Here is a 13,133-nt window from a genome sequence, read left to right on the forward strand (position 1 = left end):
CGCCCTCCGAGTCTAGGACCCCCCGCCGACACCCGTGGCCCCTGTCCGAAACCGGTGCCGCCCGGTGCGGGCCGCGTGGGCGGGCGCGTGAGCCGCGGGCGGGCGAGGCGTTCTCCGCACACCGGTAGAATTGGGCGGACAGACCCACACCCTGACGCCGGAAGGCCCCCCGTGTCATCAGCGCCCACCGCTGCGTCCGCCGCCCCCGACACCGTCCTGGTCGTCGACTTCGGTGCGCAGTACGCCCAGCTCATCGCCCGCCGCGTCCGTGAGGCCCGGGTCTACAGCGAGATCGTGCCGGGCACCATGCCGGTCGACGAGATCCTCGCGAAGAATCCGGCGGCGATCATCCTGTCCGGCGGCCCGTCGTCCGTGTACGAGCCCGGCGCGCCGTCCATGGATCCCGCCCTGTTCGAGGCCGGTGTCCCCGTCTTCGGCATGTGCTACGGCTTCCAGCTGATGGCGCAGAGCCTGGGTGGCCAGGTCGACAACACCGGCGCCCGTGAGTACGGCCGCACCCAGCTCCACGTGAGCCGCTCCGGTTCCACCCTCTTCGAGGGCACCCCGGACGAGCAGCCTGTGTGGATGTCGCACGGTGACGCCTGCTCCGCCGCCCCCGAGGGCTTCGAGGTGACGGCCTCCACCGACGTGGTCCCGGTCGCCGCCTTCGAGAACGACGAGAAGAAGCTGTACGGCGTGCAGTACCACCCCGAGGTGATGCACTCCACGTTCGGCCAGCAGATCCTCGAGCACTTCCTGTACCGGGGCGCGGGCATCAGCCCGGACTGGACCACGGGCAACGTCATCGACGAGCAGGTCGCCACCATCCGCGAGATGGTCGGCAACAAGCGCGCCATCTGCGGCCTGTCCGGCGGTGTGGACTCCGCGGTCGCCGCGGCGCTGGTCCAGAAGGCCATCGGCAAGCAGCTGACCTGCGTGTACGTCGACCACGGCCTGATGCGCAAGGGTGAGACCGAGCAGGTCGAGAAGGACTTCGTCGCCGCCACCGGCGTGGAGCTCAAGGTCGTCGACGCCGAGGAGCGCTTCCTCGACGCGCTGAAGGGCGTCAGCGACCCCGAGCAGAAGCGCAAGATCATCGGGCGCGAGTTCATCCGCGTCTTCGAGCAGGCGCAGGCCGAGATCGTCGCCGAGGCCCCGGGCGACCAGCCCGTCGAGTTCTTGGTCCAGGGCACCCTGTACCCGGACGTCGTCGAGTCCGGCGGCGGCACCGGCACGGCCAACATCAAGTCCCACCACAACGTGGGCGGCCTGCCGGAGGACCTCGAGTTCAAGCTGATCGAGCCGCTGCGCCAGCTGTTCAAGGACGAGGTCCGGATGGTCGGCCAGGAGCTCGGCCTGCCGGAGGAGATCGTCCAGCGCCAGCCCTTCCCGGGCCCCGGCCTCGGCATCCGCATCGTCGGCGAGGTCACCAAGGAGCGCCTGGACCTGCTGCGCGAGGCCGACGCCATCGCCCGCGAGGAGCTCACCGCGGCCGGCCAGGACAGCCTGATCTGGCAGTGCCCGGTGGTCCTGCTCGCGGACGTCCGCAGCGTCGGCGTCCAGGGCGACGGCCGCACCTACGGCCACCCGATCGTGCTGCGCCCGGTCTCCTCCGAGGACGCCATGACGGCCGACTGGTCGCGGCTGCCCTACGAGGTGCTGGAGAAGATCTCCACCCGCATCACCAACGAGGTGCGTGACGTCAACCGCGTCGTGCTGGACGTCACCTCCAAGCCGCCGGGCACCATCGAGTGGGAGTGACCTCTCCCAGCACCGCGTGACGACGGGGCGCCGTCCGGACAGCCGGACGGCGCCCCGTCGTCGTGGTCACGCGCCGTGGTCACCCGTCGTGGTCACGTCCGGCGCACGCTGCGGAGCGGCTCGCCCGGCTTCCAGGTCTGCACGACCATGTACTCGTCGTTCTCCACGGACACCCGCACCACCTCCGTGAGGTCGACGCGGAACAGGTGGAAGGCGTCCGGGTCGGGCGGGGAGACCTCCCCGACGTAGCGGCTGCGGGCCTCGCCGTCCTCGACCGGGACCGCACGGCCGGCGATCCGCACGTCGCCGCCGCCCATCCCCACGCCCGGACCGGGATTGGCCTGGAGGTTGAAGCGCGGGTCGCGCAGCAGGTCCCGCGCCTTCAGCGAGCCCGGCATCATGCCGAGCCAGAGGTCACCGTCCAGGAACCGCACCTCGATGCCGGTGGTGCGGGGCGACCCGTCACGGCGGAGGGTGGCGAGGACGTGGTGGGTGAAGTCGCCGAACCGCTTCTCGACCACCTCGGCGAGTTCGGGTTCGGCCAGGGAGAACGCTGCCCAGTCGGTGATGCTCGTCATGGCCGTCAGTCTGCCTCCCCGCCGAAATCGCTCGGCACGCTCCGCGAAAAACCGGGCCGTCCGTCCTCCGCCAGGATCGGCACGCAGCCTGCGGCCCTCAGCCGACGGGCGAGGCGCCGGCGGCGGAGGCGGTTGCCCGCGATGCCGCCGTAAGGCATCAACAGCATCAGCAGCGCCGCGGAACCCATCACCGCGTACTCCCCGGTCGCCACCATCAGCAGCAGGATCGGCGCGGTCATGGCCCAGACGAGAGCCTGCCCACGGCGCAGGGGGAGCCGGGTCAGCACGTCGAACGTGACGTGGGCCCTGATCAGGTCGAGCTGCGCCTCCGGGTCCGGCCGTCGAGGCAGCCGGCCGGGCCGCAGCCCCGGCAGCATGCCGCCGGTGGCGGGCGGGAGAGTCGCCACGGTCGCCGCGGCACGCCGCCTCCCACCGGGCGAGTCGTCGCGGTGCAGCACGACGACGACCGGCCAGTTCATGATCCCGTTGCCGACCCGCACGTGGGAGTACCGGAACCCGTAGCACTCGGCGACATGGACCAGGGACGCCAGTGGTGCCGGGTGCGCGACCGGACGCGGGATCTCCACGCCGGCCGCTCCCACGGCGACCTGCCGCATCAGGTGCACGAGTCCGGGGTCGTCGAACAGGGAATACACCGGTGCCTCCGAACAAGTCGAAAATCTTGTGGCCAACCCGAGACCCGCGGCCCCCTGGGACGGTTGTGCAGGAAGAGGCCACGAGCGTGGCCTCTGGTTCCCCCGCACGCCCGCGCCGACGTGGGCCCCGGGGACCGGACGGGGCGGGCGGTACGGCACAATTCCCCTACTCGGCAGCGGAGTTGCCGTAGGGACGATCGGGTGCGGGAAGGCGGACACGGCGTGGCGGTGCAGGAGGCGAGGCAGGGCGCCGACGCGGCGAGGGACGCCCACGGGGGCGGCTGCACGTGCGGGGACTGCCCGCACGGGGCGCGTGCGGGGCATCGGAAGGCCGTGGCGGCCTTCCTCCACCAGCGGGACGAGTTCGCCGCGGGGAAGGGGCTGCCGGCCGCGGTCGCCCATTCGGCCTCCGCCTCCCGGCAGTGGGTCTCCGACGAGCTCACCCAGTCCGCGGCCGAGGTGGCCGAGCGGAGCCGGTCCGAGGGGCAGGCGTGGCTGGCCCGGCTGTGGCGGACCACGCTGTACGCGGTGTGGGGCGCGGCGGTGGTGCTGCTGCTGGTCCAGGCGCTCACCGCGATCGGCGCCGGCTGGACCGCGGCGCGCACGGCCGGACTGCTGGCCGCGCTGCTGACGGGCGCCGCGCTCTCCGCGGCCTCCTGGTTCCACCGCGACAAGGGCGGAGTGCTCGCCCCGGTGATCGGCGAGGACAACCGTCTGTCCACCTCCCGGGCGGTGGCCGCCGCGTGGGTGCTGTTCACCGCCTTCGCCGTGCTCACGCTGGCCGGTCAGCTGGCCGCCGCCTCCGGACACCGCAGGCGCGACGAGCTGATCGCGGGTCTGGATCTGGCCCGGGGCGCGGGCGTGGTGACGGTACTGGCCGTGGTCTGCGCCATCGCGGTGCTGGTCCGGCGGGTGGTGAGCCTGCGGGTGCAGGGCCAGCGGCTGCAGAAGGTCCGCGCCCACCGGCCCCGGGCCGCCGACCTGCTGACCGACGACTCCGGCCGGGGCAGCTTCGCCGACATCCAGTACGTGGCGATCTCCGCCGTGGCGCTGGTCTTCGGCCTGGTCCGGCTGGCCCGGCGCCCCGAGCAGCTGCCCGACCTGCCGTGGGGGCTGGCCGTCGTGGTGCTGGTGTCGGCGGCGACATACCTGGCGGGCAAGTACGCGGAGGGCGGGCGCGCGGTCGTCCTCTCCGTGGTGCGGGCGCGCGAGGCCGGTGACCTGGACGGTCCGATCCGCACCGGCGACGACATCGAGATCCGTGGCGCGGGCTTCGTCCCGCCCGGCGCGCAGAGCGCGGACCGGCTGTCGCGGATGGTCGTCCGGATAGGAGCGGTCAACGTCCACGTGCCGCTGGTCCCGGTCGCGGGCGGCTTCAGCAACCCGTCCGACACGGTGCTGACCGTCCCGGTGCCGGCCGACGTGGAACCCGGCCGGGTCGAGGTCCAGGTCGTGACGGCCGCGGGGCTGGAGACCAACAAGGTGGTCGTCGACATCACCGAGTGACCCGCCCGGCGCGCCGCGCGCGGGCTCCGCGTGGGCGCACGGCGCATGGTGCGCACAGCGATTGGTACGGGCGGCGCGTGATACGGGCGACGCGTGGTGTGGGCGGCGATTGGTACGGGCGGCGCGTCGATGGTGACCGCACGCCGCACATCCGTCACGCACCGCCACACTCACCCCAAGGTCACGAAAACGTATCGGGCATATCGAACACCGTCCTTCACAGGGACCCCACAGGTTGGCTAACGTGCCCGCGGGCCGTCCGATCCCGACCGGCGAACCTCGCCGGTCCGTGCGGCCCCCGCCGAGTCCGGCCGCGCGCCGGAGCCGGGGACCCGCACGCACCACCTGGGGTGAATCGGTCCGGCCGCCCCGCCGGACCGTAGGGCAATCCTTCCGGACGTCACGCCCGAACCCGACAGCTAACCCGGTAGGCGGGAGACGGAAGGAGTCGCCGCCTTGGCGTCGCACCGAAAGCCCCGCCCGGCGGGCCTGCTCGCGGGCATACGCACCCCCGCGCTGGCGACCGTCGCCCTCACCTCCGTGGCCCTGCTCGCCCAGACCGCCCAGGCCGCGCCGTCCGACCGCCCCGGCCTCGAAGAGGTGCAGGAGAAGGTCGACCGCCTCTACCGCCAGGCCGAGGCCGCCACCGAGAAGTACAACTCGGCCAAAGAGCAGAGCGAGAAGCAGCGCAAGGACCTGGACAAGCTGCTCGACGAGGTCGCCGAGCGCACCGAGGAACTGAACGAGGCCCGCGAGAAGCTCGGTTCGTACGCCGCCGCCCAGTACCGCTCCGGCACGGCCCTCCCCGACACCGCCACCTTCCTCCTCTCCGACGCGCCCCAGGACTACTTCGACCAGGCCCAGCTGATGGACCGCCTGACCGGTCGCCAGCAGGACGCCGTCGAGGAGTACGTGGAGAGACAGGCGGACACCGCCGAGAAGCGGCAGGAGGCCACCGAGAGCCTGGAGACGCTCAACTCCTCCGAGAAGAAGCTGCGCACCAGCAAGGCGACCGTCCAGAAGAAGCTCACCGACGCGCGTGAACTCCTGGCCGAGCTCACCGCCGAGGAGAAGGCGCGGCTCGCCGAGATCGAGCGGAAGAAGGAGGAGGAGGCTCGCCGGAAGGCGGAGGAGCTGGCCAAGCAGCAGGCGGCCGAGGAGAAGGCCCGCCAGGACGCGCTCGCCGAGCAGGAGGCCGAGGAGGCCGCCGGCGGCAGCGGCTCGGGTACCGGCTCCGGCGGGACCACGGAGGCCTCCACCTCACTGGGGCAGAAGGCGGTCGCCTTCGCCGAGGCGAAGATCGGTCTGCCGTACGTCTGGGGCGCGACCGGCCCGGACTCCTACGACTGCTCCGGCCTCACCCAGGCCGCCTGGAAGTCCGCCGGCGTGGACCTGCCGCGCACCACCTACGACCAGGTGAACGCCGGAACCACTGTCCCCGTCTCCGACGCCCGCCCGGGCGACCTGGTCTTCTTCTACGACGACATCACCCACGTGGGCCTCTACATCGGCGGGGGCATGATGATCCACGCCCCCAAGCCCGGCGCGTACGTGCGCGAGGAGTCGATCTACTACGACGGCGAGGGCTCCATCCACAGCATCGTCCGCCCCGCCTGACCGGGACGACCGAACGCGGACGGACCTACGCGGACGGCCCGCACGCTCGATGCGTGCGGGCCGTCCGCGTACCTGCCTCACCGGCGTCACCGGCCTCACCGGCGCCGGATCACGTCCACAGCACCGCGATGAAGATGTTCACCGTGGTCAGCGCGCCCACCAGGGCGAACTGCCCCTTGTCCACCCGCTCCTCGTCCCGCTTCACGTAGACCAGGCCGAGGATCACGATCAGCAGCAGCAGCTTGATGCCGATCTTGATGTGGTTGACCGAGCCGCCCTGGGCCTCGTTGAGGCCGACCAACACGATGCCGGTGACCAGCATGGTGAGGGCGCCGTGCAGCATGCCCGGGGTGAAGCGGGCGGTGCCCTGACCGATGGCCTTCATCTGATGGAAGAAGCCACCCAGGAGCGCGGCGATTCCGATGATGTGAAGACCGACGAATATGTGCAGGAGAACGTCCATGGCGGGGAGCCTAGCCACCGCCGTCGAGGGCCCCGGCAGCGGGCCGCCCGTAGCACCCCGCCCGCCACATCCGCCCCATAAGTATGCATTCGGTCATCCCGCCTCACGGTTCCACCAAGATCGAACCTGGGCCCGTCACCTCCACACACCATCGTGACTCTTTGCATTCATCTGCGCACAAACCGTTACCGGACGGTGACGTACCGGATTAGCGTCCTCCTCCAGGTGCCCGACTCCCCTCCGTCGTCCTGACCGGGACGGCGTCGGACACCCCATCGAAGGCTCCGGCGGCGGCCCGCCTCCCCTGTGCGGGTCGCCGCCGGATGCGTGACCGTCCCGCCCGGGGACGGGACGTACGGAAGGACTTGGACTCGACGTGGCAGCGCACCGCAAACCCCCACAGCACAAGCGGAGCGGCAGCAGGGCACGCTCCCTGCTCACCGCGGTTCTCGCGGGTGCGGCCGCGTCGGCGGGACTGGACGGAGTCGGACACGCGGCGCCGAAGCCGACTCCGGAGCAGGTGCGCGAAGAAGTCGACCGGCTCTACCAGGAGGCCGAGGCGGCCACCGAGAAGTACAACGGCGCGAAGGAGCGGACCCAGGCCGCCGAACGCCGCGTCGACAAGCTCCAGGACGAGGCGGCCCGCCGCACCGAGGACCTCAACGCCGCCCGCGAGTCACTGGGATCGGCCGCGGCCGCTCAGTACCGCTCGGGCAACGGCCTCGGCCCGACGATGCAGCTGGCGCTCTCCTCGAACCCGGACCGCTTCCTGCGGGACGCCGGAATGGCCGAGCGAGCCGGCGCCCTCCAGGCCACCGAGATCGCCTCCGTCTCCCGGCAGATGCACGAGCTGGACGAGGTGCGTGAGGAGGCCCGGACCGAACTGGAGAAGCTGCGGGACCAGCAGGAACGGGCGGAACGGCACAAGAGGACCGTCACCACGAAACTGACCAAGGCCCGCCGCCTGCTCTCCCAGCTCACCGCCGAGGAGCGCCGGCGCCTGGCCGCCCGGACCGGCGGCGGCACCGCCGAAGGCCCGTCCCGGCAGAGCGGCGACGGAACCGGGAACGGCAACGGCAACGGCAATGGCTCCGCGGCCAACGGCCGGCAGCCCTCGGGCGGATCGGGCGGTTCGGGCGGAAGGATCACCGCGCCCAACTCGCGCACCGCGGCGGCCATCGCCTATGCCCAGCGGAAGCTCGGCAGCCCGTACGTCTGGGGCGCCACCGGCCCCAACGCCTTCGACTGCTCAGGCCTCGTCCAGGCGGCCTACCGCTCCGCCGGCGTCTCGATCCCGCGCACCACCTACGCGCAGATCGGCGCCGGACAGCGCGTCACCCGGTCCCAGCTCCGCCCCGGCGACCTGGTGTTCTTCTACCCTGGCGTCACGCACGTGGGCATGTACATCGGCAACGGCAAGATGATCCACGCCCCCAACCCCTCGGCCCCGGTGCGCATCGCCCCGGTCGACGAGATGCCGTTCGCCGGAGCGACCCGGGTGGTGTGAGCCGGGGTGACGGGTCCAGGGGAGACGGGTCCGGGGCGACGGGTCCGGGGACGGGCTCGGGGCGACGGCCGGGCCGGGCCCTCACACCAGTCGCCGCGCCGTGGCCCAGCGGGTCAGCTCGTGCCGGTTGGACAGCTGGAGCTTGCGCAGCACCGCGGACACGTGGGACTCCACCGTCTTCACCGAGATGAAGAGCTGCTTGGCGATCTCCTTGTAGGCGTACCCGCGGGCGATCAGCCGGAGCACCTCCCGCTCCCGCTGCGTGAGGCGGTCCAGGTCCTCGTCGACCGGCGGGGCGTCCGTCGAGGCGAAGGCGTCGAGGACGAAGCCTGCCAGCCGGGGGGAGAAGACGGCGTCGCCCTCCTGGACCCGGAAGATCGAGGCGACCAGGTCGGACCCGGTGATCGTCTTGGTGACGTAGCCACGGGCGCCGCCGCGGATGACACCGATCACGTCCTCCGCGGCGTCGGAGACCGACAGGGCGAGGAACCGCACCGGACGCTCGACGTCGGCCGCCAGCCCCGCGCACCGGCGCAGCACCTCGACACCGCCGCCACCCGGCAGGTGGACGTCGAGCAGGACCACCTCGGGCCGGGTCGCGGTGATCACCTCGACGGCCTGGTCGACGTCGGCGGCCTCGCCCACCACCTCCACACCGGTGCGCTCCGTCTCGCCGATCTCGGCGCGCACCCCCGTGCGGAACATGCGGTGGTCGTCGACGAGCACGACCCTCACCCGGCGCCCGGTGTCCGGCGCGCCGCCCTGCTCGCCGCCGACACCCGCCGCCCCGCCGGCCGTGCCCTCTGCTCCGCTGGCTCCGGTCGCCTCGCTCATGACGTCTTCTCCGCCCTCTCCATCTCCAGTTCGACCTCGGTCCCCCCGTCGGGCGCGGCCCGAACCCGGGCCGTTCCGCCGTTGCGTTCCATACGGCCGATGATCGACTCCCGGACGCCCATCCGGTCGGCGGGTATCGCCTCGAGGTCGAAGCCGGGGCCTCGGTCGCGGACGGACACGAAGACCGTCCTCCCCTCCACCTCGGCGTAGACCTGTACGGGCCCGCCGTCGCCACCGTACTTGGCGGCGTTCACCATGGCTTCCCGGGCGGCCTGGATCTGCGCACCCAGTTTCTCGTCGAGCGGGCAGTCACCGACGACCACGACCTCCAGCGGGACCCCGTGGTTGTCCTCCACCTCCGCGGCGGCGCCCCGGACCGCCTCGGCGAGCGTCTCCGGCTCCGCCTCCTCGTCCTTGCCCGAGCCCTCCGGCCGGTACAGCCAGGCGCGCAGCTCGCGCTCCTGGGCACGGGCCAACCGACGGACCTCGCCGGGGCTGTCGGCGTTGCGCTGGATCAGCGTCAGGGTGTGCAGGACCGAGTCGTGCACGTGGGCCGCCACCTCGGCGCGCTCCTGGGCCCGGATGCGCATCAGGCGCTCCGCGGAGAGGTCCTGCGTCATCCGCACCAGATAGGGGCCGGCGAGCAACGCCACCCCGACCAGGACGGCGAGCGCGGCCTGCAGCACCGAGCCGAGGTGGGCGGCCGACCCCTGGAGCACGAACATCCCCGAGACGCCGGCCGTCACCAGCAGGACTCCGGCCGCCGCGCGGGCGAGCGTCACCGTCCGTCGGCGTCGGCCCACCTCGACCCAGCGGGCCCGCCGCGCGTTGTCCGCCTGGCGCCACACCAGGGCGACGCCGGCGCCGACCAGCACCGCGGGCCACAGGTAGGCCCGGGCGCCGCCGCCCAGATCCACGCTGCCCACGAAGACCAGGGCGACCACGACCATCAGGAGCAGCGCGACCAGCTGGCCCCGGTCGGGCTTCCGCGGGGCCAGACGGCGGGGCGAGGAAGCTCCCGGCACCGACGCGCCCCGCGGCTTCCCACCGTCCGCGCCTCCCCTGACACCCGTGCCGCCCGAGTCGCCCACGCCGCCACCGACGCCACCGACGCCACCGACGCCCAGCGGCACGAAGAACCAGAAGGCCGCGTACAGCAGCGCGCCCATCCCCTGCGCCACGAACAGGCCCACGAAGGCCAGGCGGACCCAGGCCACGGGCAGCCCGAGGTGCCCGGCGAGCCCCCGCGCCACGCCCCCGAGCCAGCGTCCGTCGCCGCTGCGGTAGAGCTTGCGCGGGGGCCGCGGTTCGTCGAGTACTGCTGCGGCTTCCGGCATGCACTGATCGTCACACGGCGCGGCTCCGGGGTCATCAGGGTCCACCCCCGAGACGTCCCTGATCCGTTCCACGGCGCGCCTCGAACGGTTCCCCCTGCACCTGTCCGGGGGCGATTTCAGGGTTCTCCCAGGGTCGTTCCCGCTCCCACGAAGCCGTCCCGCCCGTCACCATGAACACATGACGGATCACCACCACGCGTCGGCAGCCGCGTCCCCGGACGCGGAGCGGCGTCCCGGTGCGTCCGCGACCGATGCCGGGCCACCCGAGCAGGAGCCGCGGCCGCTGCGCCGGGACCGCCGCCACAAAATGCTGGGCGGTGTCTGCGCGGGCCTGGGGCGGCACTGCGACATGGACCCGGTGATCTTCCGGATCACCCTCGCGGTGCTCTCGGCCACCGGCGGGATCGGTCTGGCCTTCTACGGCTTCGCCTGGCTCCTCGTCCCCTACGAGGACGAGGAGGAGAACGAGATCCGCCGTCTGCTCACCGGACGGGTGGACGGCCCCGCGCTGGCCTCCGTGCTGTTCGCGCTGGTGGGCTGCGGGGTGTTCCTCTCCATGCTCCACGACGGAGGGCTGCTGACCTTCGGCGCGGTGCTCTCCCTGCTGCTGGCGGGTGCGGGCTACTGGTCCCGCCGCAGGACCGCCCCGGGGCCCGACCCGCTGGCCGCCCAGGCGGCCGCGGACGCCCCACCGGAGGCGCAGGCTCCCCCGGTCGCGGCATCCCTCCCCTCCTGGTGGCGGGAGCCGATCGTCAAGGACGGCACCTACGTGGGGGGCACAGGCTACCTCTGGGGCCCCGGTGACCTGGGAAAGGCTTCCGACCGCGACCTCGCCGCGGCGTTCGCCGTCTCCCGCAGCGCCGCGACCGCCACCGAGGACGGCACGGACCGCCCGGAGGAGGGGATCGGCCGCAGCAAGGAAGGGACCGGCCGCAGCAAGGTTCGCCCCCGTTCGCTCGGGGGGACGACGTTCCTGCTGGCCGTGGTGGCGGGTTCCCTGGCCACCGGTCTCACCTGGTCCGACGAGGCGCCGGTGACCGCCCTCCAGCAGGGCCTGGCCTGGGCTCTGCTCGTCTTCGGCGCCGGCTTGGTCGTCAGCGCCTTCCTTGGCCGGACGGGCGTGGGGACGATCTTCTGGAGCCTGGTCACCGCCGGCCTGCTCACGGTGACCGCCGCCCTCCCGCCGGACGCCGACGCGGACTGGATACGCGTGGAGTGGCAGCCCCGCAGCACCGCCGAGGTCCGCGAGGGTTACCAGCTGGGAGCGGGCCTGGCCCGGCTGGACCTGACGGACGTGCCGGTGAAGGACGGGCGGACGGTTCCGGTGCGGGTCGAGTTGGGCGCCGGACGCCTCGAAGTGGTCGTCCCGGACGACGTGACGGTTCGGGCGAGGGTCGAGGTGGGCGTGGGCGACATCCACTCGCCGGCGGCCGCCGGTGAGGACACCGGCCCCGGAGGCGGACTGCTCGAGGAGTACACGCTGCCCGCGCAGAGCGGCGGGGAGCGGAACAGCACCGAGGACAGCAGGCGGGACGGGAAGGCGGGGACGCTCGATCTGTGGCTCGAGGTCGGCGCCGGGAGTGCGGAGGTGACCCGTGTGGCGTCATGAGTTCCAGCCGGGGCGCTGCATATCGGGCCTGGTCCTGGTCACCGCCGGAGTGCTCTACACGGGTGACGCCGCCGGGGAGTGGGAGGTGCCGTGGTTCGTGGCGATCCCCCTGGTCGCCGTCGGGTTCTTCTTCGCCGCCGTCGCCGGGCTCACCGCCCACCTCATCCGCGGCGCACGGCGGGACGCCCACGGCCGGCGCGGTCCCGCCGCAGACGGCGGCAGCAGCAGCGACAGCGACAGCGGCAGCGGCAGCGGCAGCGCTGGCGATACCGGTGACGGCCGGGGCGGGGGCGCCCACCTCGCGGGCTGAGCCGGGCAGGTGCGGCGGGGGCTGCCGTGAACTCCGGGTCTCACGATGCGAACCTCGGTGGAGACGACGCGTGTCCGCGGTCCATACTTGCCGCATGTCCGCATACTCGAGCTTCGCGTTTACCTATGGCACCCGGTCCGCCGGCTGCCATGGTCGTGTTGCTCACCGCGGATAACCGCAGAGCGACTTCCCAGGCGCCCCGGGCCGGCAAGGCCCGGGGCGCCTGTCGTTTCCCGGACCCGACCGGCGCCGGGGCCTCACCGCATCAGACGGAGGAGACCCCGATGAGCATCAGCCCCACCACCACGCGCACGTCCGGCCCGTCGACCGCTTCCACGGACAGCCCGGCGTCCGCGACGTCCGCCCCGGCCGTCGTTCCCGCCGCCGTCCCTGCCACCGGGTCCGCGCTCGATCCGGCCGCCGTCATCGCCGACGCCCGGTCGCGGATCGACGCGCTGGACGATCACATCCTGGGGCTGGTGCAGGAGCGCATGGCCGTCTCGGCCGTCATCCAGCAGACCCGGATCTCCGCGGGCGGACGCCGGGTGAACCTGTCGCGTGAGATGGAGGTCCTCTCGCGCTACCGCGACGCGCTGGGCCGCCCGGGCACGTCCCTGGCGATGACCATCCTGGAACTCTGCCGCGGCCGCGTCTGAAGCCGCGCCCGCGCCTACACCTACACCCGCAACCGCACCCGCACCCGCACGCACACCTGCGTTCGCCTCACCCCGGGCAGGGCGGGGCGGCCCCGGACCACAACGCCCCCGGGCCGCCCCGCCAAGAACCGCCGCGCCCCCGTCTCGCCCCGCCCCGCCCGCACACCGTCACCCGTCCGGGACCGTGACCGTCCGCCCGCGCGCTTCGTTTATCCGGTTGTCCGTGCCGGCCAGGCACGGCTCCCGAGAAAACCACGCGTGGCTTGCTGGAGCGGCGAGGCGTACGGATCACCATGTCG

At 72.9% G+C, this 13,133-nt stretch carries 12 protein-coding genes and 1 riboswitch; of the genes, 7 read left to right on the forward strand and 5 right to left on the reverse strand.

The genetic code is table 11. The features are described 5' to 3' along the window. Positions 1-171 precede the first annotated feature (171 nt). Entirely contained in the window at positions 172-1,761 is a 1,590-nt protein-coding gene (gene guaA / locus ABT026_RS00315) for a glutamine-hydrolyzing GMP synthase (protein ID WP_351110553.1), read from the forward strand. Positions 1,762-1,853: 92 nt separating this feature from the next. On the opposite strand, the gene ABT026_RS00320 is transcribed toward guaA, so the two are convergent. Next, the gene (locus ABT026_RS00320) at positions 1,854-2,339 is read right to left on the reverse strand and encodes a pyridoxamine 5'-phosphate oxidase family protein (RefSeq protein WP_351110554.1); all 486 of its coding nucleotides are present in this window, start codon (positions 2,337-2,339) and stop codon (positions 1,854-1,856) included. Positions 2,340-2,344: 5 nt separating this feature from the next. Next, positions 2,345-2,995: a hypothetical protein gene (locus ABT026_RS00325; protein ID WP_351110556.1), complete on the reverse strand. Its 651-nt coding sequence runs from the start codon at positions 2,993-2,995 to the stop codon at positions 2,345-2,347. A gap of 222 nt (positions 2,996-3,217) precedes the next feature. Between ABT026_RS00325 and ABT026_RS00330 the strand changes: the two genes are divergently transcribed. Both ABT026_RS00330 and ABT026_RS00335 read left to right on the forward strand, forming a co-directional pair. Further along, the gene (locus tag ABT026_RS00330) at positions 3,218-4,501 is read left to right on the forward strand and encodes a hypothetical protein (protein WP_351110558.1); all 1,284 of its coding nucleotides are present in this window, start codon (positions 3,218-3,220) and stop codon (positions 4,499-4,501) included. 289 nt (positions 4,502-4,790) lie between these two features. Then, positions 4,791-4,950: riboswitch (cyclic di-AMP (ydaO/yuaA leader) on the forward strand. A 7-nt stretch (positions 4,951-4,957) separates the two neighbouring features. Next, positions 4,958-6,118 carry a C40 family peptidase gene (locus ABT026_RS00335; protein ID WP_351110560.1) on the forward strand — a complete coding sequence of 387 codons (1,161 nt, stop codon included), beginning with the start codon at positions 4,958-4,960 and terminating at the stop codon, positions 6,116-6,118. Positions 6,119-6,227: 109 nt separating this feature from the next. On the opposite strand, the gene ABT026_RS00340 is transcribed toward ABT026_RS00335, so the two are convergent. Beyond that, entirely contained in the window at positions 6,228-6,581 is a 354-nt protein-coding gene (locus ABT026_RS00340) for a hypothetical protein (RefSeq protein WP_351110562.1), read from the reverse strand. A gap of 376 nt (positions 6,582-6,957) precedes the next feature. On the opposite strand from ABT026_RS00340, the gene ABT026_RS00345 reads away from it, so the two are divergent. Continuing rightward, positions 6,958-8,088 carry a C40 family peptidase gene (locus ABT026_RS00345; protein WP_351110564.1) on the forward strand — a complete coding sequence of 377 codons (1,131 nt, stop codon included), beginning with the start codon at positions 6,958-6,960 and terminating at the stop codon, positions 8,086-8,088. Positions 8,089-8,169: 81 nt separating this feature from the next. On the opposite strand, the gene ABT026_RS00350 is transcribed toward ABT026_RS00345, so the two are convergent. Both ABT026_RS00350 and ABT026_RS00355 read right to left on the reverse strand, forming a co-directional pair. Continuing rightward, positions 8,170-8,922, reverse strand: coding sequence for a LuxR C-terminal-related transcriptional regulator (locus tag ABT026_RS00350; RefSeq protein WP_351110566.1), 753 nt, complete (start codon positions 8,920-8,922; stop codon positions 8,170-8,172). Continuing rightward, positions 8,919-10,259: an ATP-binding protein gene (locus ABT026_RS00355; RefSeq protein ID WP_351110568.1), complete on the reverse strand. Its 1,341-nt coding sequence runs from the start codon at positions 10,257-10,259 to the stop codon at positions 8,919-8,921. Before ABT026_RS00355 ends, ABT026_RS00350 begins: the two co-directional genes overlap by 4 nt. 178 nt (positions 10,260-10,437) lie before the next feature. On the opposite strand from ABT026_RS00355, the gene ABT026_RS00360 reads away from it, so the two are divergent. The 3 genes from ABT026_RS00360 (at position 10,438) to ABT026_RS00370 (ending at position 12,834) form a co-directional block, all read left to right on the forward strand. Continuing rightward, complete coding sequence (locus ABT026_RS00360) at positions 10,438-11,868, forward strand: PspC domain-containing protein (RefSeq protein ID WP_351110570.1); 1,431 nt, start codon at positions 10,438-10,440, stop codon at positions 11,866-11,868. Next, positions 11,855-12,178 (forward strand): hypothetical protein, encoded by a 324-nt coding sequence (locus ABT026_RS00365; RefSeq protein ID WP_351110572.1) that lies wholly within the window; start codon positions 11,855-11,857, stop codon positions 12,176-12,178. The genes ABT026_RS00360 and ABT026_RS00365 overlap by 14 nt, the downstream gene beginning before the upstream one ends. 284 nt (positions 12,179-12,462) lie before the next feature. Then, positions 12,463-12,834 (forward strand): chorismate mutase, encoded by a 372-nt coding sequence (locus tag ABT026_RS00370; protein WP_351110574.1) that lies wholly within the window; start codon positions 12,463-12,465, stop codon positions 12,832-12,834. Positions 12,835-13,133 lie beyond the last annotated feature (299 nt).

The sequence above is a fragment of the Streptomyces sp. NPDC002734 genome, from assembly GCF_040295685.1.
In the GTDB taxonomy this organism is placed as follows: domain Bacteria; phylum Actinomycetota; class Actinomycetes; order Streptomycetales; family Streptomycetaceae; genus Streptomyces.